20 protein-coding genes and 1 pseudogene are annotated in these 23414 nt (G+C 61.0%); 13 read left to right on the top strand and 8 right to left on the bottom strand.

Annotation, left to right across the window (positions count from 1 at the left end; all coding sequences use genetic code 11):
- Positions 1 to 45 precede the first annotated feature (45 nt).
- From AC515T_RS14365 to AC515T_RS14335, 7 genes are all read left to right on the top strand, one after another.
- Complete coding sequence (locus AC515T_RS14365) at positions 46 to 864, top strand: ABC transporter permease (RefSeq protein ID WP_496533138.1); 819 nt, start codon at positions 46 to 48, stop codon at positions 862 to 864.
- Positions 861 to 1655 carry an ABC transporter permease gene (locus AC515T_RS14360; RefSeq protein WP_122566889.1) on the top strand — a complete coding sequence of 265 codons (795 nt, stop codon included), beginning with the start codon at positions 861 to 863 and terminating at the stop codon, positions 1653 to 1655. Before AC515T_RS14365 ends, AC515T_RS14360 begins: the two co-directional genes overlap by 4 nt.
- Complete coding sequence (locus AC515T_RS14355; RefSeq protein ID WP_496533027.1) at positions 1652 to 2683, top strand: ABC transporter ATP-binding protein; 1032 nt, start codon at positions 1652 to 1654, stop codon at positions 2681 to 2683. The genes AC515T_RS14360 and AC515T_RS14355 overlap by 4 nt, the downstream gene beginning before the upstream one ends.
- A 25-nt stretch (positions 2684 to 2708) precedes the next feature.
- Positions 2709 to 3539: a phosphodiesterase gene (locus AC515T_RS14350; protein WP_496533026.1), complete on the top strand. Its 831-nt coding sequence runs from the start codon at positions 2709 to 2711 to the stop codon at positions 3537 to 3539.
- A gap of 178 nt (positions 3540 to 3717) precedes the next feature.
- The gene (locus AC515T_RS14345; protein ID WP_496533025.1) at positions 3718 to 5037 is read left to right on the top strand and encodes an OprD family porin; all 1320 of its coding nucleotides are present in this window, start codon (positions 3718 to 3720) and stop codon (positions 5035 to 5037) included.
- A gap of 200 nt (positions 5038 to 5237) precedes the next feature.
- Complete coding sequence (locus tag AC515T_RS14340) at positions 5238 to 5711, top strand: (2Fe-2S)-binding protein (protein ID WP_122566892.1); 474 nt, start codon at positions 5238 to 5240, stop codon at positions 5709 to 5711.
- Positions 5712 to 5723: 12 nt separating this feature from the next.
- On the top strand, positions 5724 to 7964 hold the full coding sequence (locus AC515T_RS14335; protein ID WP_496533024.1) for a xanthine dehydrogenase family protein molybdopterin-binding subunit: 2241 nt from the start codon (positions 5724 to 5726) through the stop codon (positions 7962 to 7964).
- Between the two features lie 46 nt (positions 7965 to 8010).
- Here AC515T_RS14335 and AC515T_RS14330 read toward each other — a convergent pair whose 3' ends face one another.
- From AC515T_RS14330 to AC515T_RS14320, 3 genes are all read right to left on the bottom strand, one after another.
- The gene (locus tag AC515T_RS14330) at positions 8011 to 8919 is read right to left on the bottom strand and encodes an AraC family transcriptional regulator (protein ID WP_496533023.1); all 909 of its coding nucleotides are present in this window, start codon (positions 8917 to 8919) and stop codon (positions 8011 to 8013) included.
- 244 nt (positions 8920 to 9163) lie between these two features.
- Complete coding sequence (locus AC515T_RS14325) at positions 9164 to 9910, bottom strand: YkgJ family cysteine cluster protein (RefSeq protein WP_496533022.1); 747 nt, start codon at positions 9908 to 9910, stop codon at positions 9164 to 9166.
- Between the two features lie 228 nt (positions 9911 to 10138).
- Positions 10139 to 11206 (bottom strand): alpha/beta fold hydrolase, encoded by a 1068-nt coding sequence (locus tag AC515T_RS14320; protein WP_496533021.1) that lies wholly within the window; start codon positions 11204 to 11206, stop codon positions 10139 to 10141.
- 109 nt (positions 11207 to 11315) lie between these two features.
- Here AC515T_RS14320 and AC515T_RS14315 point away from each other — a divergent pair, with 109 nt between their 5' ends.
- Complete coding sequence (locus AC515T_RS14315; protein WP_496533020.1) at positions 11316 to 11492, top strand: hypothetical protein; 177 nt, start codon at positions 11316 to 11318, stop codon at positions 11490 to 11492.
- 47 nt (positions 11493 to 11539) lie between these two features.
- Positions 11540 to 12139 (top strand): hypothetical protein, encoded by a 600-nt coding sequence (locus AC515T_RS14310; protein WP_496533019.1) that lies wholly within the window; start codon positions 11540 to 11542, stop codon positions 12137 to 12139.
- A gap of 87 nt (positions 12140 to 12226) precedes the next feature.
- Here the strand turns inward: AC515T_RS14310 and AC515T_RS14305 are convergent, their stop codons facing one another.
- Complete coding sequence (locus AC515T_RS14305; protein ID WP_496533018.1) at positions 12227 to 13738, bottom strand: methyl-accepting chemotaxis protein; 1512 nt, start codon at positions 13736 to 13738, stop codon at positions 12227 to 12229.
- 181 nt (positions 13739 to 13919) lie between these two features.
- On the opposite strand from AC515T_RS14305, the gene AC515T_RS14300 reads away from it, so the two are divergent.
- Positions 13920 to 15068: a MalY/PatB family protein gene (locus AC515T_RS14300; protein WP_496533017.1), complete on the top strand. Its 1149-nt coding sequence runs from the start codon at positions 13920 to 13922 to the stop codon at positions 15066 to 15068.
- A gap of 171 nt (positions 15069 to 15239) precedes the next feature.
- Here the strand turns inward: AC515T_RS14300 and AC515T_RS14295 are convergent, their stop codons facing one another.
- Positions 15240 to 15644, bottom strand: a complete 405-nt coding sequence (locus tag AC515T_RS14295) for a VOC family protein (RefSeq protein ID WP_496533016.1) — start codon at positions 15642 to 15644, stop codon at positions 15240 to 15242.
- Positions 15645 to 15836: 192 nt separating this feature from the next.
- Between AC515T_RS14295 and AC515T_RS14290 the strand changes: the two genes are divergently transcribed.
- Entirely contained in the window at positions 15837 to 16694 is an 858-nt protein-coding gene (locus AC515T_RS14290; RefSeq protein ID WP_496533015.1) for an SDR family oxidoreductase, read from the top strand.
- A 76-nt stretch (positions 16695 to 16770) separates the two neighbouring features.
- Here the strand turns inward: AC515T_RS14290 and AC515T_RS14285 are convergent, their stop codons facing one another.
- The 3 genes from AC515T_RS14285 to AC515T_RS14275 are packed head-to-tail and all read right to left on the bottom strand — an operon-like array spanning position 16771 to position 18251.
- A complete protein-coding gene (locus AC515T_RS14285) occupies positions 16771 to 17214 on the bottom strand; it encodes a DUF421 domain-containing protein (protein ID WP_496533014.1) in 444 nt (147 codons plus the stop codon).
- 7 nt (positions 17215 to 17221) lie between these two features.
- Entirely contained in the window at positions 17222 to 17740 is a 519-nt protein-coding gene (locus AC515T_RS14280) for a hypothetical protein (protein ID WP_496533013.1), read from the bottom strand.
- 10 nt (positions 17741 to 17750) lie between these two features.
- On the bottom strand, positions 17751 to 18251 hold the full coding sequence (locus tag AC515T_RS14275; protein ID WP_496533012.1) for a CinA family protein: 501 nt from the start codon (positions 18249 to 18251) through the stop codon (positions 17751 to 17753).
- Between the two features lie 181 nt (positions 18252 to 18432).
- Between AC515T_RS14275 and AC515T_RS14270 the strand changes: the two genes are divergently transcribed.
- Positions 18433 to 19044 carry a Yip1 family protein gene (locus AC515T_RS14270; RefSeq protein ID WP_496533011.1) on the top strand — a complete coding sequence of 204 codons (612 nt, stop codon included), beginning with the start codon at positions 18433 to 18435 and terminating at the stop codon, positions 19042 to 19044.
- A 138-nt stretch (positions 19045 to 19182) separates the two neighbouring features.
- Positions 19183 to 23327, top strand: a pseudogene (locus tag AC515T_RS14265) (CheR family methyltransferase).
- The last annotated feature ends 87 nt before the right edge of the window (positions 23328 to 23414 follow it).

Raw genomic sequence — 23414 nt, 5'->3', positions numbered from 1 at the left:
GCCTCGGTAATAAAAGCCCGGGGAGTCCCTTCGGGCCAGGCCACGGTGCCGCGTTTGCGGCTGACCGCGGCCTGGGCCCTGGTGCCTGCGGCTGCGGTGCTGTTCGCCTTCTGGCTGTTGCCGCTGGCACACCTGATCGTGCTGGGTGGGCAACATCGCGACGGCGGCGAAAGCGGCTATTGGCAGGTACTGAGCAGTGCGCAATACCTGGGCAGTCTGGCACAGACCTGCCTGCTGGCCTTGGCGACGACCCTGGCGGCGCTCCTGGTGGGTGGCATCAGTGGTTTTTTTCTCAGCCGCCAACGCTTCTTCGGCCGTTCACTGCTGGTCGCCTTGTTGACGTTCCCGTTGGCATTTCCCGGCGTGGTCGTCGGCTTCCTGGTGATTCTGCTGGCCGGGCGCCAAGGCTTGTTCGCCAGCCTTGGCCTCGAACTGGCGGGTGAACGCTGGATCTTCGCCTACTCGCTGATGGGGTTGTGCCTTGGTTATCTGTACTTCTCGATTCCACGGGTGATCCTCACGGTGATGGCCGCTTGTGAAAGCCTGGATCGCAGCCTGGAAGAAGCCGCTCACTCCCTGGGCGCCGGCCACTGGCGAGTGGTCTGCGATGTCATCGTCCCCGGCCTGGCACCGGCATTGGTCTCGTGCGCTGCGATCTGCTTTGCGACCTCCATGGGCGCGTTCGGTACGGCCTTCACCCTCGGCACTCGTCTGAACGTGACCCCGGTGGCGATCTACAACGTGTTCACCAACTACGCCAATTTCGCCGTGGCCGCTGCGCTGTCGGTGGTCTTGGGGGCGCTGACTTGGGCGGTACTGCTGCTGGCCCGACGGTTGGCGAAAAACTCGAGGACCGTCTTGTGAAGCGCTCAACGCTGTTTATCGGCCAGTTGGTGTTTACCCTGCTGGTTTGCGCATTCATGCTGGTGCCCGTGCTGATGTCGCTGCTGGCCGGGCTGACGCGCAATTATTTCCAGGGCGTCTCCAGTGGCCTGACGTTCGATTGGCTGGTGCAAGTCTGGCAGGCCTATTCGCCGACGGTCTGGCTATCGCTGCAACTGGCCGTGGCCTGTGCACTGTGCGTCTGCGTGGTGGGTGTTCCGGCGGCTTACGCGTTGGTGCGGATGAACAATCGCTTCAGCCGTGCGTTCGAGGAACTGATGGTGCTGCCGGTGGCGATGCCAGGCCTGGCCAGCGCCCTGGCGTTGCTGCTCACCTATGGGCAGTTCGGTGGGTTTCGCAGCAGTTGGTTATTCATCCTCGTCGGCCATGTGCTGTTCACCTTGCCGTTCCTGGTGCGTCCGGTGATGGCCGTGATGCAACGTCAGCAACTGCCGGTGCTGGAAGAGGCAGCCGCCAGCCTTGGCGCCGGGCCGCTACGACGATTCTTCAGTGTGGTGGTACCCAACTGCCGGGCAGGGATCCTCGCTGGGGTCTTGATGGTCGTCACGCTGTCGCTGGGCGAGTTCAACCTGACCTGGATGCTTCACACCCCAATGACCAAGACGCTGCCGGTAGGCCTGGCTGACAGCTATGCCTCGGCCAGGCTGGAAGTCGCCAGCGCCTACACCCTCATATTCCTGTTGATGATCGTGCCGCTGCTGATTGCGTTGCAGGCCATCAGCGCGCGCCTTTCCCGTGGAGAAAAACGATGACCGGAACCACCATTCGCCTGGCGGGTTGCCGCAAGGCGTTCTCCGACGGCACCGTTGCCGTCCATGACCTGGACCTGACCATCAATGCCGGAGAAACCCTGGCGATCCTCGGCCCGTCCGGTTGCGGTAAAACCACGACCTTGCGCCTGATCGCCGGCCTTGAGCGTCCGGATGTGGGGCAGGTGTTATTTGGCGACTCCGACGTCACCCGCCTGCCCATCGAACGACGCGACGTGGGCATGGTGTTCCAGAACTATGCGTTGTTTCCCAACCTGGATGTGGCCGGCAACATCGTTTATGGCTTGAAGATTCGCGGCATGGCGCCGGCTGAACGGAACAAGCGCTGCTCGGAGTTGCTGGAACTGGTGGGCCTTCAGGACCATGGCAAGCGCAGCATCCACGAGCTGTCCGGCGGTCAACGCCAGCGGGTCGCCCTCGCCCGCGCCCTGGCGCCCAAGCCTCGGGTATTGCTGCTTGACGAACCGTTGGCGGCGCTGGATGCGCAGTTGCGCGAGCGCCTGCGCAGCGAGTTGGATCAGTTGCTACGCCATCTGGGCATTACGGCGGTGTTCGTCACCCACGACCAGGGCGAAGCCATGGCCTTGGGCAACCGGATTCTGGTCATGGAACACGGTCGCGTCGCACAGTTGGCCAGCCCAAGGGACATCTACCAACAACCGGCCAACACGTTCGTCGCCAGTTTTGTCGGCAACCTCAACGCTTTTCCAGTGCTCGCCCACACGCCCCTGGGCTTGAAAGTCAGTGGCGGAGAGTTGCCGTGGCGGGGTGGCGGACTGCCTGCCACCGTCTACTGCCGGCCCGAGCATTTGCGGGTGATGGACAGCGAGGGGCATCTGCGCGGACGCCTGGTGGGCCAGTTTTTCCAAGGGGCCCAAAGCCGCCTGTTGGTGGACGTCGGCGCCACCCAGCCATTGCTGGTGGACAGCACCGACAACGTCATCCACGCCACCGGCGCCCTGATTGCCTTGGCCGTCGAGCCGCAAGTGCTGTTCACCCTGTCATCGTGATCTTCGTGTTTTCAGAGGGCTTATTTTGAATCATCCGTTTCTCATTGCGCAGATCAGTGACCTGCATCTCAAGGCCGGGGAAAAACTGACCTATGGCGTCGTTGATACCCTCGCCGCGTTGCGTCGTGCCGTCGATCATCTGAATAACCGGGTGCCACGCCCCGACATCGTGGTGGTCAGTGGCGACCTGGTCGACTTCGGTCGCCCTGATGAATACGCCGTGTTGCACCCCGAACTGGCGCGCCTGCACATGCCTTGCTACCTGGTGCCCGGTAACCACGACGACCGCGAACATTTGCGGGCGGCATTTGCCGACCACCATTACCTGCCAAGCTTGGCCGGTGCCCCCCTGGACTGGGTGGTCGAAGAGTATCCGCTGCGCCTGATCGGCCTGGACAGCACCATTCCCGGCGGTCATGGCGGTCAGTTGCTGGATAGCCAATTGCGCTGGCTCGATGAACAGTTGGCCCGTCGTCCCGAGGTGCCAACGCTGCTGGTCCTGCACCATCCGCCGTTTATCAGCGGCATTGGCCACATGGACCGCGAGCCGTTCATCAACGCCTCGGCACTGGAACAGATCATCGCCCGCCATCCACAGGTGGAGCGTTTGCTCTGCGGGCATTTGCATCGACCGATGCAGCGGCGCTTCGGCGGCAGCCTGAGTTGTGTGTGCCCCGGCACCTCACATCAAATCGTCCTGGATCTACAGCCAAGCGCGCCCGCGCATTTCAACCTGGAACCACCCGGATACCTGCTGCATCACTGGCATGACCAGGGTTTGGTGACCCATAACGGTGTGTTTGGCGAATATCCCGGGCCGTATCCGTTTTATGACGCTCATGGACTGATCGACTGATAACCCCAGGGACTTTCACTGATGCCGTTCTTTGGAGATTTATCCCCTACCCACTCAATGCACTGAAGTTTTTCCAACGAGTTATTTAACGCCTCGGCCAATCATCTGATCGGCCGAGCGCTCCCTGCTGTCTTTTCAACATGCCCGGAACAGAGATTCCGCGGTGGAGTTCGCCCTGATGAAAGTCCTATTTAACGTACTGAGTGTTTTAACGGGTGCTGTGACGCTTGTCCTCAGCCCATTGGCGTCGGCTGATTTTATCAACGACAGCAAAGCCAACTTGAACTTGCGCAACTTCTACTTCAACAACGACAACCGTGACGGAGCCGCCGCGCCTTCGAAGACCGAAGAATGGGGCCAGGCCTTCATGCTCAATTATCAGTCGGGGTTTACCGACGGCACCGTCGGGTTTGGCCTGGATGCCATCGGCTTGCTGGGCCTGAAGCTCGACAGTGGCGCCGGCCGTCATATCGGTGGCTCGATGTTTCCCAACGATGGCGACAAGGCGGCGGACCAATGGGCTCGTCTCGGTGCCACGGCCAAGATGCGTGTCTCCAAGACCGAGCTGCGTTACGGCACTTTGCAGCCGAAGTTGCCGATCCTGGTCTCCAACGATGGCCGCCTGCTGCCGCAAACCTTCGAGGGCGGGCAAGTCACCAGCAATGAAATCGACAACCTGACGTTCACCGCTGGCCAGTTGGAGCACGCCACAGGGCGTGCGTCCAGCGACAGTGCCGGCCTGGCCGTTGCCGGCGGTACCCAGGAAAGCAATAAATTCACCTTTGCCGGTGGCGATTACAAACTGACCAAGGATCTGACCGCGCAGTATTACTACGCCAATCTTGAAGACTACTATCAACAGCACTTCGCCGGTTTGCTGCATGTATTACCGTTGGGTGAATACGGTTCGTTGAAAACCGACCTGCGTTACTTCAAAACCACGTCCGATGGCAAGAACAGCAGCGCTGCCGGTCGCGCCAGTGGTTACAAACTCAGCGGTTATACCAAGGATGGCAATGGCGAGATCGACAACGACACCTGGAGCGCGGCGTTCATTTATTCGTTGGGCGGCCATGCCATTACCGCCGGTTATCAGCGTGTCTCCGAAGACAGCAACTTTACGCAACTGAACCAGGGCGGCCTGGTGGGCAAAGGCGAAGGCGGCGCAAGTCTTTACCTCTACACCGACCGCACCATCCAGACGTTCATCCAGGCCGGTGAGCGCACGGCATTCGCGCAATATGCCTATGACTTCGCAGCACTTGGCGTACCAGGCTTGAAGGCCTCGGTGATGTACCTCAAGGGCGACAACATCCAGACCGCCAGCGGAAAGGACGCCAGTGAGTGGGAACGTGATATCTCCCTGGATTATGTGATCCAGAGCGGCGCGTTGAAGAACGTCGGTTTCGGCTGGCGCAACGGGATGTCCCGCAGCGATATTGCCCGCGACCAGGATCAGAATCGCCTGTTTGTGAGCTACAGCATTCCGTTGATGTAAGCGTGCAGAAGGAAGGGGCCGGAAGCACTCCCACCGCGGCTCCTTTCCTCCCGCCCCGTTGTGCTGGCACAACAGCGTGCACCTTCGCGGGGCACGCTGATTCGCATGATCAGGCAATAATCAGCCCGGATCGTGCAATCCACCCCAACCATTCCTTTCTATAGTTAACCAGAGCCAAACCATCTGGAGCTGGTCCCCTTATGAGCGCCCTGAACATAAACGGCCGTGAATACACGGTCGACGTTGACCCTGGCACCCCTATTCTCTGGACCCTGCGTGACACGCTGGGCATGACCGGCACCAAATTCGGTTGCGGCGCTGCGCTGTGTGGCGCCTGCACCGTGCACTTGGATGGACAAGCCATTCGCTCCTGTGTGACGCCCATCGCCGCCGCCGAAGGCAAGAAAATCACCACCATCGAAGCGGCAACCGATGGCAGCGACCCGGTTGGCAGCGCCGTGCACGAGGCGTGGGTCAAACACGACGTGGCGCAATGCGGCTACTGCCAGAGTGGCCAGATCATGAGCGCAACGGCTTTTCTCAAGGCTCAGCCCAAAGGCAAACAGCCGACGGCGGCCGAGATCGACTCGGCCATGGCCGGCAATATCTGCCGTTGCGGCACCTATGCCCGAATCCGTGCCGCGGTGGCTGATGCCGCCAAAGCCCTTGCCTGATCGGAGCCGACCATGTTGAACGAGATTTTTCCGAACGAGCTTCCCCGCGCCTTGCAACACCTGCTTGAACGCAGCGAGGCTGACGGCCCCGTCGCCCTGCCCCGGCGCAGCTTTCTGAAAATCGTCGGCATCGGCGGGCTGGCTTTGGGCGCGTTCCCGCACCTGGCTTTGGCGCAGGAGGCCAATGGCGCCGCCGCAGCGCCGCTCAAACCGACTCAGCAACCCTCCGCATTCGTGCAGATCGCGCCCAGTGGCGAGGTCACGGTGACCATTAACCGGTTGGAGTTCGGCCAGGGAGTACAAACTGCCCTGCCCATGATTCTCGCCGAAGAACTCGATGCCGACTGGAGCCTGGTGCGCAGTCGCAACGGCAGCAACGACGCCGCCTACATGGACCCGGCCTTCGGCATCCACCTCACCGGCGGTTCCAACACGATCAAGAACAGCTACACCCAGTACCGCGAACTCGGCGCCCGTGCGCGCGCCATGCTGCTCAGTGCCGCCGCCGCGCGCTGGAACGTCGACGTGGCGAGCCTGAGCACTCAGGCCGGCATGGTGCTCGGCCCGGCGGGCCGTAAAGCGAGCTACGGCGAACTGGCGCAAGCCGCGATGGCGATGCCCGTGCCCGAGCAGATCACCCTCAAGGATCCCAAGGATTTCCGCATCATCGGCCAGGCCACTACACGCATCGATGCCAAGGCCAAGAGCAGCGGCCAGCAGGATTTCGGCATCGACATGCACCTGCCGGGGCAACTCACGGCGGTCGTCGCCAGGCCGCCCGTGTTCGGCGCCAAAATCGCTTCTCTGGACGACAGCGCGGCGCGAGCGACGAAAGGCGTAAAAGCCGTGTTGCGCGTACCACTGGATGGCGGCGCCGAAGGTGTCGCGGTAGTCGCCGACAGTTACTGGCAGGCGAAGTTGGCACGCGATGCGCTGAAGGTGGAATGGAACGCCTCCACCGTGGAAAAAGTGGACAGTGAAAAACAATTGGCTCAATACCGGGAACTGGCCGGCCAGCCCGGCCCGTTGCACTTTGATGCCGACATGACGCCGCTTGCCACCGCGCCGCATCAATTGGACGCCGAGTTTGTGTTCCCCTACCTCGCCCACGCCCCGATGGAGCCCCTGAACTGCACAGTGCAACTTGCCCAGGACAGCGCTCAACTGTGGGTCGGCACACAGTTCCCCGGCGGCGATGGTGCGGCCGCGGCCACGGTGCTTAACCTCAAGCCCGAGCAGATCCAGGTGAACGTGCAGACCGCTGGCGGTGGCTTTGGCCGGCGTGGCGTGCCCACCAACGATTTCGTCGTACTGGCCTGCGAAGTCGCCAAGGCCGCCCGCACTGCCGGGGTCAACGCCCCGATCCGCACCCTCTGGAGCCGGGAAGACGACATCAAGGGCGGCTATTACCGCCCGATGCACCTGCACCGCGCGCGCATCGGCTTTGATGACACCGGCAAGGTCCTCGCCTGGGACCACGCCCTGGTGGGCCAATCGATCATCACCGGCACCGTGTTTGGCGGGCGGGTAAAAAATGGCATCGACCCGACCGCCACCGAGGGCCTGCGCGATCCGTATCCGCTGCCCATGCGGCTGACGGTTCATCACCCCAAACTCAACGTCCCCGTATTGTGGTGGCGCAGCGTCGGCTCCACCCATACGGCGTTCGTGATGGAAACACTGATCGACGAGATCGCCCGCACCACCAAACAGGATCCGGTGGCGTACCGGATGAAGTTGTTTGGCGACCAGAGCCCACGGCATCGCGCGGCGCTGCAATTGGCCGTGGACAAGAGCGAATACGGCAAGCGTCAGCTAGCGGCGGGCCGCGCCTGGGGCGTGGCGGTCCACGAGTCGTTCAGTTCGGTGGTGGCGTATGTGGTCGAAGCCTCGGTGCAGGATGGCCGGCCGGTGCTGCACAACGTGACCGCTGGCGTGCACTGCAACTTGGTGGTCAACCCACGCAGCGTCGAGGCCCAGGTCCAAGGCGCCGCGCTGATGGGCTTGTCGATGTGCCTGCCCGGTGGCGCCATCACCCTCAAAGACGGTGTGGTGCAGCAGAGCAATTTTGCTGACTTCAGCGTGCCGCGCATTACCGACATGCCGGAATTCGCCGTCCACATCGTGCCCAGCGCCGAACCGCCCACGGGGATGGGTGAACCCGGCCTGCCAGCGCTGGCCCCAGCGTTTGCGAACGCGGTGGCGAGCCTGACGGGTAAACCGTTGCGTGAGTTGCCGTTCAAGTTGGCGTGACCGGGGTGTGAGGCTGTCTGGCCGCAATGCCAGGCAAGCCTCGCGATCACAAGCGAATCCGCTTGATATCCCGCTGCGGCGGCTCTCCAAACAGGCGGCTGTATTCACGACTGAACTGCGAGGCGCTTTCGTAGCCAACCAGCCCCCCTGCACTGCTCGCGTCGACCTTCTGGCTCAACATCAATTGCCGAGCAGCTTGCAGCCGCAGCTGCTTCTGGTATTGCAACGGGCTCATTCCGGTCACGGTCCGAAAATGCTGGCGGAAAGTGGAAGGACTCATGTGCGCTTGCGCCGCCAGGTCGTCCATGCGCAACGCCTGGCGAAAATTCAGTTTCAGCCAGGCGACCGTCTTGGCAATGTGTTGGCTGGGTGAACCGGCGGCGATGACATGCAGCAACTGCGGCGCATGGGCACCGATCAACAGGCGAGCGACAATCTCTTCCTTGATCAGCGGGGCCACGCTCTCAAGCAGTTGAGGCTCGTCCAGCAGGTCTATCAAACGCCTCAGGGCATCCAGCACCCCGGCATCCAGCGCCTGTACGGTAATCGGTCGAAACGCGTCGTCTCTCATGCGTTGTGACAGCTGCATGCGCTCGGCCACTTGCATCACCATCGTGCTGTCGAATCGCAGCATCATGCCCAGGAACGGCTTGGCGACGCTGGCTTGGGAGACATGGGAAATGACCGGCAGATCCACACACGTCACCATGGACTGGCCAGGGGCATAAGTCAGTATCTCGTCCCCGATCATGGCTTGCTTGCGGCCTTGCAGCGTCACGCCGATGCCCAGGCCGTAGAGGCAGTGCATGGGCGCGGTGACCGCTTTGCGCCGATGCAGGCTCAAGCCGGCAATGGCGGTCATCTGGTCACCATCGCCGGGCACAAGCCGGCTGACCGAACCGGCCAGGCGATTGAGGTCGCTGACGCTCTGCTCGCTTTTTAAATCGGTGTGCACAGTTCACTCCTTGGAAACATAGGGCCCACGACTTGCGGTGATGCCGAACACTGTTCGGCATCACCGCAAGTCGTTGATCAATATGGACGCAGTATGCTGGGTCGGCGGTTCGAGCCGATTGCCTGATTGGCGCAATTTATTGCACGATTCAACGAGCCGTAACCAGTAAAAGCCATCCAAATCCATGTATTACAAGATGTTTCGGGGCACTGAAAATGCACAAAGTGATGGCTTGGCTCGAAAGCTAAAGACCCTGGAAGATGTAGCCGGTTGAGCGTTGTTCATCCAACGCGACACCCACTTGCCGAAGTCGTTGGGCCAGGGCCGGCGTTTCGACCCGCACTTTCCAATCCAGACCTGCCGGTGCCACTGGCGAGCGGTCGTAGCGAATGATCGCTTCAGCCAACTGCTCCCGATCAGGCAAGTACACCGCCAACGCGTTGCCCTTCCAAGCGGCGACGTTCATGCCCATCGCTTCACACAGCGCAATCTTGGCCTCGGCATCGTCCCGGTCGGCCTGGCGGGAACGCTCGATCTGATCGGCCAGGATCGGATCGACGACGCGGTCGGTAAACAAGACCTCGCCCGTCTCCCAAACTTCGGGAGGACAGATCTTGTCGGCTGGACGCAAGGCAATGAGCGGATTGATTTCCATCGGGTAGATTCGACAGACCAACGGCCGCTCTTCATAAATGCCGCAACGACCGTCGTCGCCGAGATTGCGGCACTGGGTCAACGCATTGCCGGCCAACACCGCAACGACTCGGATCCGGGCCTCGCCACTGGTAACCTCCACGGCTCTTTGGGCGCTGTGGGCAAATTGTCGCGGCTCCGAAGGCCAGGTCGACTCATCGAACGCCTCCAGCACGATCGCCACCTCATGTCCGCGTTGCAACCATTGCCTCGCCTCGTCCAACGTCAGCGGAATCAGCCGACCTTTGCAACAAATCCCGCAGCCGTTGCAGGCAAAACGGACAGTGTTGTTTTCCATATCAAGCACTCGCACACATGTTTTCGACCGCCTACAGAAAGGCCCTACCACTCGGAGACATCCATGGCAGGGCCTCAGGGCCGCGAGAGTATGTGGAGCGAAACGCCAATCCGCTTGCCGGATCCGCCGACATAATTGCCTGATCCAAGGTGATTTCAGGGGTCAGCCCTTGGCAGGAAAAACCGTTGTTTCAGGCAACTCTTCACTTCGGACGCTGGGAACGCGGCATCATTGAAGGTGATCGGCGTCGATCACAGCCTGGGCGAACGCCTGCGGCGCCTCTTGCGGCAGGTTGTGGCCGATGCCTCCATCGATCAGACGATGCTCATATTTGCCGGTGAAGCGCTTGGCATAGGCCTCGGCCGGTGGATGCGGGGCACCGTTGGCATCGCCCTCAAGGGTGATGGTCGGCACGCTGATGGACGGAAAGGTCGCGAGTTTCTTCTCCAGCTTGTCGTACTTGGCCTCGCCCTTGACCAGACCCAGGCGCCAGCGATAGTTGAAGATTGAGACGGCGACATGATCGGGGTTCTGCAACGCGGCGGCGCTTCGGTCATACGTCGCGTCATCGAAGTTCCACTTCGGCGACGCCAGCTTCCAGATCAGCTTGGCGAAGTCGTGGGTGTTTTTCTCGTAACCGAGGCGGCCACGTTCTGTCGCAAAGTAGAACTGGTACCACCACTGCAACTCCGCGGCCGGCGGCAACGGCGCCTTGCCGGCCTCCTGGCTGCCGATCAGGTAGCCACTCACCGCCACCAGCGCCTTCACCCGCTCCGGCCAAAGGGCCGCGACAATGTCGGCGGTGCGTGCGCCCCAATCATAACCGCCCAGCACGGCCTGCTTGATGTTCAGTGCGTCCATGAAATCGATGAGATCGCTCGCCAGTGCAGAAGGCTGGCCGTTGCGCAAGGTCTTGGCAGACAGGAAGCGCGTATCGCCATAACCGCGGGCATAGGGAATCAATACGCGATAGCCCTTCTCCGCCAACGCTGGCGCCACATCGGCATAGCTGTGGATGTCATAAGGCCAACCGTGCAACAGGATCACCACCGGCCCATCGGCGGGACCGACCTCGGCATAGGCAACGTCCAGTAGGCCGGCCTTGACGTGCTTGAGCGGGCCGAACGAGGTGTGGCTGCCGGGGGTGATCGCGCCGACGGTGCTCGCCGGCACATCGGCCGCGCTTGCCTGGGACGGGGTCAAGCCCAAGGCGCCCAGCTGCATCATTGCCAACGCCAGAAGGGTTGGCGCGAGCAAGCGGCGATGCCGGGGTGCGGGGGTAGGGTTTATGTCCATGTGAAGCTCCTTGCGAACGTGGGGTGTGCCGGTGAGACAGCTTGGGCTGTCTCGATGGGCCCCATTTGACGTTGGCCAGGTATCGCGGATGTGTCGGGGACGGGCTTGAATGCAATCGTTCGTATCGATGATGACATTTGATACACAGAAATACATGTCTCAATGCCAGGGCACAGGATATGGGCAGTATTTTTTGCTGGGTGAGCGCTCGACGCGCAACGAGCTGCAGTTGCGAGGCATGACGGCGAACATGGAAATTTCCGAGCTATTTATGCTTAGCGATTGATATCATTACGCCTGCATTCAATATGATCGGTCTAAAAAGGGATTTTCATGTCAACCGATAAAAACCTGTTTGATGACTACCTCAAGAAAAACCTCGTACGTGATCTTGTTTTCAGGGCGCTGGTCTGGTTGGTCATCTCGGGGATTGCGGCCTATTTTGCAATCCATACACTGAACATTCAGCCTTTGGATTACCTGGACCGAATGGGTAACTCACTGGGTCGGTTGGTGAATAGCGTGGGCAGCGTGTCGATCCTGCTCTGCCTGCCAGCGCTTATGTTCAAGGACTTGGAGGCGAGCGTAAAAACTCCTGGATATAAAGCCTTCATGGGTGGCTGTTTCGCAGGAGCAATCCGCCGGCTGGCGGGCGATCTTTCGTTATGGACATTGGGCGCCATCATCACCTTGTCGTCCTCCTTCCTTCTGGTCGCCACGATCGTAAAGCTCAAATCCTCCGATTACCTTCCGCTGCTCGTATTCACGGCAACGGCCGTCATGATGATTGCCGGGATAGGTGCGATTAACTTTTTAGTCAGACGCAGTGCACCGACTCCGTTGATGACATGCACGAACAATCCGACTGTGATTTCCGTCGTCTATGGGGTTATTACCGCTTCGCTCGTTTTTATCGTGCTGAAGCAACTCTAACTGGTATAGCGCATTGAAACTTCACGGGGTGATGTCGTAGTGGGCACGATTTCCCTTCGGACTGCTTTCAAAGATGTATAGGCCTTTTCAGGCCGCCCCGCCCTTTCCATGAAACGCCTGCCCCAACACCGCCAACCGCTCCGCCAACGGCGGCAAGCACTGACTGCTGCGGGTCAGGATGCCGATGTTGTCGGCGTTGCGCTCAGCCACGGCCTGCACGCTTTGCAGGCGCTGGTTAATGCCCATCGACGCCTTGGATTGTTCCTGGGTGGTATTGGCGATCAGGTCGTTGAAATGATTGATCACGGCGATGTCTTCGACGACGGCATGCAACAGTTGCGAAGCCAGTTGGCTGGCGGACACACAACGCTCCACCCCGTCGCGGCTGTCTTGCATCGCGACGGCGGCCTGGCGGCTGCCTTGCTGCAGTTTGGCGATGATCTGCTGGATCTCGGTGGTGGACGCCGAGGTCTTTTGTGACAGGGTGCGAACCTCATCGGCCACCACCGCGAACCCGCGGCCCTGCTCGCCAGCCCGAGCGGCCTCGATGGCGGCGTTGAGGGCCAATAGGTTGGTCTGCTCGGCAATGCCGTTGATCACATCCAGTACCTGACCGATCTGCTGGGCCTGCTCGGCCAGGACCTGCACGGTTTCGTTGGTCAGGTTGATGCGCCCTGCCAGTTCGACAATCTCTTCCCGGGTCTGGTCAACCGTGCTGCGCCCGCGGGTGACCTGCTCGTTGGCCTGGCCGGCACGCTGCAGGGTCTGGTCGACATGGCCGGCAATATTTTCCATGGCTTGGACCAGATGGCTGATCGCACCGCTCATCTGTGCCACTTCATCAAGTTGGTGACGGGCGCCGGTTTCCAGGGTCTGGCCAACCTGGGACAGGTCCTGGCCCAGGTCCGAGAGGTTGCGGGTGTCGCGCACCACGCCGTCCACCAGTTGGGTGACCTGCTGGAGGAAATGATCGAAACGCTCACTCGAAGAGACCTTGACGCCGTCGCTGCGTGGCCTGCCGGTGTCATTGCTCAGTTGGGCGGCCGCCGCCAGCACCTTGTCGAGCACCTCCTGGTTTTCCGTGGCGTCGGCCAGGCTCTGGTTCGCCAGGTAAATCAGGATCACGCTTTCCACCACCACGTAGAACGCGTGGAGGAAGACCATCGACCAGCCACCGTGGCTACCCATGACGAACACTGGATAACCCTGGTGTTGAAGCCAGTGAAACCCCAGGTGATGAACCGCGATGGTGGCGGCGGCGACGACAATCGGCAGCCAGTCACGGTAGAACGTCAGCACGGCCAGCAGCACGAAGATCCCGAAGTGGAATTCGATCACGCCGTGGGTCTGGTTGATGTGCAATGCCGCCATGACCATCAGCGCCACCGCGATGACACAGCGCATGGCCCGGGTGCCGGCCAGGACGCGATAAAGCGCGGTGCTCGCCACACAGGTTGTCGCCCCCACCAGCAGCGCCTGGGTGAACGTCGAGTGGAGGAATGCCAGGCTCAGGGAATACAGCAACGTGAGCCAAAGCAGCCCCAGCATGATGCGGTCGGCTTTACGGTGGTGATCGTTAAAGCGCACGGGCAATGTCATGGGGGGGCGTCCTTTTCAAAGACTTGTAGGTCCGTTACCAGATGCCGTTAACGGCTTAGCGGCGTTTCGAGGGAGAACTTTAACTGATTACCATCAATTAGTAGCATTACGCCACCAAGCTTTTCTCTGCGGCCTTTGCTTTATGATGTCCGCCATCTCATGAATGACTGATGGAACCCCCATGACTTTCGATTTCGACACCGTATTGGAGCGCCACGGCACCGGCAGTACCAAATGGAGCCGCTACCCGGCCGATGTGTTGCCGATGTGGGTGGCCGACATGGACTTCCCCGCCCCGCCGGTGGTCATCGACGCGCTGCACAAGCGCCTCGCACATCCGATGCTGGGCTACAGCATCGCCCAGGACACTCTGCGCGCGGCCATCGTGGCTGACCTGGGGAGCAAGTACGCCTGGCGCGTCGAACCCCAGCAGATCGTGTTCCTGCCTGGCGTCGAGCCGGGTTTCAACATGGCGCTGCATGCCCTGGTGGAGCCCCAGCAGAATGTCGTGGTGCAAGTGCCCAACTACCCGCCGCTGCGTCACGCCCCCGATCACTGGCAGTTGAATAAAGTGGAATTGCCGTTCACCCCGGTCAACGGTGAGTTCCATACGCCGTTGGCGGCATTGCGCGAGGCGTTGCAGGGTGGCGGCGCGCTGTTGCTGAGCAATCCCCATAACCCGCTGGGCAAAGTGTTTGAGCGCGAAGAACTCAAGGCCGTGGCCGACATTTGCCTGGCGCAGGACGCCTGGATCATCTCCGATGAAATTCATGCCGAACTGTGTTTCGACGGCCGCGTGCACATTCCGACCGCCTCCCTCAGCCCGGAGATTGCCGAGCGCACCATCACCCTGATGTCCGCCAGCAAGGCCTACAACATCGCCGGGCTGAAAACTTCATTCGCCATTATCCAGAACGCCAAGCTGCGCGAACGGGTCAACAGCGCCCGGGCCGGCATGGTCGACAGCGTCAATGCCCTGGGCCTGGAAGCGACCCGTGCGGCCTACAGCGAAGCCGGCCCATGGCTGGAGGCCTTGAAAGCTTATCTGCAAGCCAACCGCGATTACCTGGTCGAGGCGGTGAACACCCGTCTGCCGGGCATCACCATGACCGTGCCCCAGGGCACTTACCTGGCCTGGCTGGATTGCGCCGGGTTGGGGCTGGACGATCCGCAAGGGTTCTTCTTGAAAGAAGCCAAGGTCGGACTGAGTGCCGGGCTGGATTTTGGTGATGATGCCGGGCAGTTCGTGCGCTTGAACTTCGGCTGCCCGCGGGCGTTGCTGGAGGAAGGCATCACGCGGATGGAGCGCAGCCTGAAAGCCAGGGGCTGATCCCCCCAGACGAAAATCCTCTGTGGCGAGGGAGCTTGCTCCCGCTGGGGCGCGAAGCGGCCCTCAATGGGCAGACAACTCGGTGTTGGTGAGAACTGGGGCTGCTTCGCAGCCCAGCGGGAGCAAGCTCCCTCGCCACACACAGGCGCTCTCGCCACGATGATCGGTGCTTTACTCATGCATATCCGGCGCATGGACAAAACACAACTTGTTCCCCTCTGGATCGCGGCAATACGCCCCGAAATAACCTTCGCAATACTGCGGCCTCGGGCCGGGTGGGCCTTCGTCGGTACCGCCCATGGCCATCGCCTGCTCCCAGGCGGCGCGGACGGTTTGCGGGGAGTCGGCGGCGAAGCTCACTTGCATGCCATTGCCCCAGGTCGCGGGCAGGCCGTTGAACGGCAGTTGGACAAACACCTGCGGCCAATGCTTGCCGGGTAGACGCCAGCCTTCCCCCGGCGGGCCCGAATCGTTTTCACCCTCGATACGCTCCAGCCCCAGGCAGCCGAGGACGGCGTCATAAAAAGCGACCATTTTCGGCAGGTCGCGCGCGCCGATCTGTATGTGGCTGAACATTGCCCTGCTCCTTATCGACACCCGTACTGACGTTGGAGAATACCGGCTCGCCCATGTTCGCCACAGCCGACGATTCACCGACGAAACGACCTGCCGTGACGCTCATCGACTGGCAGGGCAATCCGACCGAACTCTGCCCGAAAACCCAAAGTCCACCCTCCATCACAACCACATCCAGCCTGGAGAATGACGATGGTCGACTACCCTTTCCCACCTTTCCCGAAACAAAGCCAGCCGGTTCCCGGCACTCAGCGCAACATGGACCCTTACCCGGATTGCGGCGAACAGAGCTACACCGGCTCCGGACGACTGGCGAACAAGATCGCCCTGATCACTGGTGCCGACAGCGGCATCGGTCGCGCCGTCGCCATTGCCTTCGCCCGTGAAGGCGCGGACGTGGCGATTGCCTACCTGGACGAGCATGAAGACGCCAAGGAAACCGCGCGCTGGGTCGAGCAGGCCGGACGCCAATGCTTGTTGTTGCCCGGTGATCTGGCGGATAAAGGTCTGTGCCGCAAGATCGTCGATGAAACCGTCGCCCGCTTCGGGCATATCGACATCCTGGTCAACAATGCCGCGTTCCAGATGACTCACGAAAACCTCGAGGACATTCCCGACGAAGAATGGGTGCGCACCTTCGATATCAATATCACGGCGATGTTCAGGATCTGCCAGGCCGCCGTGCCGCACATGAAGCCGGGAGGCTCGATCATCAACACCAGCTCGGTCAACTCCGACATGCCCAAGCCGACGCTGCTAGCCTATGCCACCACCAAGGGCGCCATCGCCAACTTCACCGGTGGCCTGGCGCAGATGCTCGGGCCCAAAGGCATCCGCGTGAACAGCGTGGCGCCGGGACCGATCTGGACGCCGCTGATCGTGGCGACCATGCCCGAGGAAGAAGTGCAGAATTTCGGTTCCCAGACACCCCTTGGCCGCCCTGGCCAACCGGTTGAGGTGGCACCGATCTATGTGCTGTTGGCCTCGGACGAAGGCAGCTACATTTCCGGGGCCCGTTATGGGGTTACCGGAGGCAAGCCGATGCTTTAAGCAAGGCGGCTGAGACTGTTTTTTGTGGCGAGGGGATTTATCCCCTCGCCACAATGAAGTTCGCCAGCACTCGGGGTTACTCCTTGGCAATCACCGAAATCTTCCCGTTACGCTCGATGATCGCAAACTTGATCTGTTCCAGGGTCTCGATGCCCTGGCTCGATCGCGCCGCTTCCATGATGTCCGCCTCCACCAACCGCGCATGACGCATGCGGCCGCGGAGGATTCGTCCATCCTCGACGATGATGGTCGGGCCACCGTCGATCAGCCGCGACACCCATTGGGAGCGCAGTTTGAGCAACGAGAAGCCGACATCGATGGCAATCAGCGTCACGATCACCATCAGCGCGTTGGTCATCGAGAAATCATCCCCCAACAGCGCCTGTTGCGTGGCCTCGCCGATGATCATCAGCAACACGAAATCAAAGGTGGTGAGTTCTGCCAGCGAACGTCGCCCGGCGATCTTGAACAACACCATCAATGCGGCATACATCGCCGCAGCGCGCAGCACCGAATCCATAGGTCACCTAAGGAAAAATGAACTGGTTGAAACTGAGTGCGGCACCGCCAGAGGTTGCGATGCGGCTGTGATAGGTCCCGAACCCTTCGCCAAGCAATGATAGATGCAGGCTGGCCTGCCCTTGCTTATCCGCTTGGACCCAGAGCGTCATGCCCTGCCCGGCCCCCGCCGAGCGCAGCGGTGGAGGTTGCAACGCCTGCACCTGGAAACCTTCCAGCCAGTCGCCCCCCAACTCGACTTCCAGCTTGGCGCTGGGTTGGCCCTTGAGACGGATGACCATGGCGTTGCTGGAGCCATTGCGGTGGAAGGCCTCGTACTCGACACTCAGGGTGCCGTCGCTGCTGTGCAGCTCCCGGCTGCTCAACGGGCCACGGGAAAACAGCCCCAGCAAGGTCAGGATCACTAGCAGCACCAGCACGTACCAGCCCACTCGCTCGAAATGCCAGACTTTATGCTGGAACGCCATGTCTTCGCGTACCGGAAACTGGCGGCTACGGTGGTCGTCCTGGTCGTATGGATCGCTCATGGTCCATCCCCTATCGCCGTTCACCGGCCACGGCGCGCTGGTGAAGGCTGGGCAATTGCTGCAACGCGTATTCGGCGGCCCACATTTGTACTTGGCCGCGACTTCCAAAAAAACGTTCGCAGCGGCTGAACAATGCTCGCTGGCCGTTCACCTCGAACGCCCAGGCAAAACAGACGGTGCCGGCGGGTATTCCATCCTTGTCGTCGGGCCCGAGCAGGCCGGTGGTGGCCACCGCCACGTTGGCATTGGCATCGCGCAAGGCGCCGAGGGCCATTTCCTCGGCGACTTCGCGGCTGGTGAGATTGAAGGTCTCGATGGTGCGTGGACTGACACCAAGCAAGCGCTGCTTGGCTTCAGGGGAATACACCACATAGCCGCTTTCGATCAGTGAACCGCTGCCGGGCACCTCGGCCAGCAACGTGACGATCTGTCCGGCGGTGCAGGATTCGGCCGTGGTCAGGCGCAGGTCATGTTCACTTAAATATTCAACCAGGATTTGGGCAACAGTCATGGCAGGCGGTCCTTCAGGGATGCTGATGGGTTGACCCCTGCCGTTGTGTTTCATTCCTTTTATCGCGCCGCGGTGCCGGGCCAGCCAATAAAGGGACGGCAAATAAATGAAACCCCCGTCTCTTGCTGTACCTCAAACCTACATGGGCCTCATGCGGGGCCGTCCTGATCAGGAGGTCGTCATGTCTGCACCTTTCGTCAAACTGTTCACGCACCCCGAATTCGCCTGGGCCGATATCCGTGAGCAGGAACAGGCGCATCCGCGCCATTACCTGGCTCATTTGCTGTTGCTCGCGCTGATTCCTGTGGTGTGTCTGTTCATCGGCACCACTTGGACCGGTTGGAGCCTGGCCGAAAACGAAACGGTACGGCTCAGCCGCGCCAGCGCGCTTCAACTGTGCGTGCTGCTGTACCTGACCATCGTGGTCGGCGTCACGTTGATGGGGCTGTTCATTCGTTGGATGTCCCGTACCTTCGAGGCACGCCCGACGGTTAACCAATGCATCGGTTTCGCCGCCTACACCGCCACACCGTATTTCCTGGCCGGGATCTTCGGGCTCTATCCGAGTCGCTGGTTGGCGGTGGCAGTCTTGTTGCTGGCGTCGGCCTACTCGACCTTCCTGCTGTTCGTCGGATTGCCCAAGTTCATGGGCCTCAAGAAAGAACAGGGCCTACTGTACTCGGCGAGTGTCTGGGGCGTTGGTTTGCTGGTCCTGGTAACGATCCTGGTAGAAATGATCCTGCTTTGGTTCAACTACCTGCAGCCGGAGTATTTGCGTGTTCCGGTGGGCTGAGCGTGCTTTGGGGGGCGCACCTGCCGGTGACGGCGGCCTGGCAGTGCTCGGCTTTCGCAATCTTCGCGAAACAGGACTATCTTTGCTCCTTGAATTCGATGCGGGAGTGAATTGCCCCCCCTTTCAAGGCCAAGCATTATGTCATCGCCAAGCGAAGGCACTCCCAACGTGCCCCAGCGACGAGAGCTGAGCCCCAGTGACCTGAACTTCCCTGTGGTGGGAATCGGCGCTTCGGCGGGCGGTTTGCAGGCCATCAAGCGGTTTTTCGAGCACATGCCCAGGGACAACGGCATGGCGTTTGTCATCGTGATGCACTTGGCGCCCGATCATCAAAGCCTGGTCGGCAAGATCATCCAGGAAACCACCCAGATGCCGGTGCTGCAAGTCACCGAAGCAGTGCCGATCCATAAGAACCGCGTCTACGTGATCTCCCCCGCCCAAAGCCTGCACATGAATGATGGTTATCTGCACGTCACCCCGGCCGAACCACGCCAGGGCACGCAGGTGGCCATCGATCTGTTTTTTCGTGACTTGGCGGACGTCCACCGGGAAAGGGCTTTTTGCCTGGTGCTGTCGGGCACCGGGTCGGACGGCGCCGTGGGCCTGTCGAGGATCAAGGAGCAAGGCGGCGTGACGATCGCCCAGTCCCCGGCAGATGCCGAGTTCGATGGCATGCCCCTGGCCGCCATCGACACCCAGAGGGTCGATCTGGTGCTACCGGTGGCGGAAATGCCGCAGAAACTGCTGGAACTGTGGAGCAACTCACAGGGCATTCGCCTTCCAACCGCCAACGACCCGCCGATCCATACCCAGCCGCCACCCACCGAGCGCGAGACAGCCGCCGCAGAGCGATCGCTTCAAGACATCCTGGTGCAACTGCGTACCGGTACCGGCCACGACTTCAAGCATTACAAGCGCGCCACGGTGCTGCGACGCATCGAGCGGCGCATGCAGGTCACCGCCCAATCGGATTTACCGTCTTACTACGCCTACCTGCAAAACCACCCGGAAGAAACCAAGGCCTTGCTCGCTGATCTGCTGATCGGCGTGACCAACTTCTTCCGTGACCGTGAGGCATTCGAGGCCCTGGAGCGGGACGTGCTGCCCAGCTTGCTCAAGCCCATCGAGCCGGGCAACTTGCCTCCAGAGGAGGTTCGTGTGTGGTCGGCGGGTTGCTCCACGGGCGAAGAGGCCTACACCCTGGCGATGCTGGTCAGCGATCAACTGGTGCACGATGCCTGCCCCACCAGGCTGCAAGTGTTCGCCACCGACATCGACGAGCGCGCCATTGCCATGGGCCGCAGCGGTGCCTACCCGGAGGCGATCATTACCGACGTGCCACCGAGCCGGCTGCGCCAATATTTCGTCAAGGACGGCCACAGTTACCGCGTGCGTAAGGAAATCCGCGAACGGGTGTTGTTCGCCAAGCACAACCTGCTGTCGGACCCACCTTTTTCCCAGATCGACCTGATTGTGTGCCGCAACCTGCTGATCTACCTCGACCGTGAGGTGCAGCGGGAGATTCTGCAGATGTTCCATTTCGCCCTGCGACCGGGGGGCTATCTGTTCCTCGGCTCGTCGGAGTCGGCCGAAGCCTGCCAGGAGCTGTTCAGCCCGGTGGACAAACGCAACCGGATCTTCCGTAGCAAATATGGCACCGCCAGCCGCCGCCCCCCACCATGCCCCGCGGCGGTTATGTACGCACGACGTCCTTGCCAGCCGCCCCCCTGGTGCCCCCTGCGCGCAGAGTATCGTTTGCCGACATCCACCTGCGCGCCATCGAGCGCTGCGCGCCGCCGAGCATGATCGTCGATGCCAATGCCGATATCCTGCACATGTCCGAAAGTGCCGGGCGGTTCTTGCGTCATGTCGGCGGTGAGCTGTCGCGCAACTTGTTGACCCTGATCAATCCGCAACTGCGCCTGGAAATCCGCACCACGCTGTTCCAGGTGAATCAGAGCGGCCAGACGGTCAAGTCCCGCCAGGTCAACCTCGAGCGGGACGGACATCGATTCCTGGTGGGTCTGCTGGCCCAGCCCTATCGCGACGAACAATCCGACGCCGAGTTCGTGCTGGTGGTGTTCGAAGAAGTGGAAATCGACGCGACCGAACAACCGGAATTCAACGCCAGCCAGAGCGAAAACCAGGTCCTTTCCAACCTCGAGCGAGAACTGCAACGCACCAAATTGCATTTGCAAGACACCATCGAGCAGGCCGAAGTCTCCAGCGAGGAACTCAAGGCCTCCAATGAGGAAATGCAAGCGATCAACGAAGAGCTACGCTCGATCACCGAAGAGTTGGAGACCAGCAAGGAAGAGCTTCAATCGATCAATGAAGAACTGCTGACGGTCAATTACGAACTCAAGACCAAGGTCGAAGAAACCGACAAGATCAATGACTACCTCACCAATCTGATCGCTTCCACCGACATCGCCACGGTGTTCATCGACCGCAGCGTGCGCATCAAGTGGTTCACACCAAGGGCGACGGAAATCTTCAGCATGCTGCCCGTGGACACCGGGCGCTCACTGCTGGACATCACCCATCGCCTGGACTACGCGGACATGGCCTCGGACGCCACCCAAGTGTTCGAATCCTTGAACATGATCGAACGGGAAGTCAGCAGCAACGATGGCCGCTGGTATATCGCCCGCCTGCTGCCGTACCGCTCCAGCGAGGATCATATCGACGGCACCGTATTGACCTTCATCGACATCAGCAAGCGCCGGGAGGCCGAAGAAGAGTTGCGCCTGGGAGAAGAACGCATGCGACTGGTGGCCGAAAGCACCCGGGACTACGCGATCATCCTGCTGGATGAGCATGGCGTGATCACCCACTGGAACACCGGTGCCGAATTGATCTTCGGCCATTCCAAGACCGAAGCCGAGGGCACGTATTACGACTTCATCTTCTCGCCCCAGGACCGTACCGACGGCGTGCCGGAAAGCGAACTGAGGACGGCCCGGACCATTGGGCGCAGCGAAGACGAGCGCTGGCACCCGCGCAAGGACGGCAGCCGTTTCTTTTGCAGCGGCGAGGTCACCCTGCTGCAAGGCGAGCATCTGCACGGCTACGTGAAAATCTCCCGCGACCTGACCGGCCACAAGCGCCTGCACGAAGAACAGACCCAACAGCTGATGGAAACCCAGAACTCCAGCCATCTGAAGGACGAGTTTTTTGCGGTGATGTCCCACGAACTCAAGCACCCGCTGAACCTGATCCAGCTCAACGCCGAGTTGTTACGGCGCTTGCCCGCGACCAAGACCGTCAGCGCGGCGGCCAAGGCCGTCAACACCATCTGCGACGCCGTGGCCAGCCAGGCGCGCATCATCGATGACTTACTGGACGTGGCGCGGGTACGCACCGGCAAGCTCAAGCTCAAGCGCCAGGCCGTGGACCTGGCTCGGGTGCTCCAGGACATCTATAGGGTGGTGATCAATGACAACCACCCGAACAAGGTGACCCTGGAACTGCCCGAAGGCCCTGGCGGCGAGCTGATCATCAACGCCGACCCGACCCGGTTGGAGCAGGTCATCTGGAATTTGGTGAACAATGCCCTGAAATTCACACCCAACGGTGGGCGCGTGCAATTGATCGCCAGCCAGGACGGCAGCATGGCGCAACTGGACGTCAAGGACTCCGGCGTGGGCATCGAAGCCGAGCACTTGAACGAAGTGTTCGACCTGTTCGGCCAGGCCGAGACGCAGCATGCGACCCATCAACGCGAAGGGCTGGGCATCGGCCTGTCCTTGGTGCGACAACTGGCAGAGGCTCATGGTGGCAGCGTCGAGGTCAAGTCCGCCGGGTTGGGCAAGGGCAGCACGTTTACCCTCCGCCTGCCCTTGAGCAAGGTTGAAGAATCACTCGCCAAGCAAGCCTCCGGCGGTGAGCACTCCGGTCGACTGAGCGGCCTGACCATCCTGTTGGTGGACGATTCCCCTGAGGTGCTGGAGACCCTCAAGCTGCTGTTGGAGATGGAAGACGCCCAGGTCCTCGCCTTCGACCTGCCGCAAGAAGCGCTGCAAAGTGCCCGGGATGCCCGTTTCGATGTGGTGATTTCCGACCTGGGCATGCCGGTGATGAACGGGCACGAGTTGATGCAGGCGTTGCGTCAGTTGCCCCATGCCAAACACATCCCGGCCATTGCGTTGACGGGGTATGGGGCGTCTGTGGATATGCAGAAGTCCCGGCAGTCGGGGTTCGATCAGCACATTGGCAAGCCGGTGGCCTATGACGAGCTGATTGACACGATCGAGCAGTTGTTGCGTTCGCAGGTTTACTGAGCTGGGTTTGTGTGTTGGTTTTGTGAGTATATCCGTTGCTGCGGTCACGGCCACTGGCGGTTCCGCTCTTACAGCGGCTCACTTTTG

The organism is Pseudomonas sp. FSO-7 (assembly GCF_059579345.1).
The sequence above is the reverse complement of the archived record's forward strand: the minus strand, read 5'-3'. Positions and strand labels throughout refer to the sequence as shown.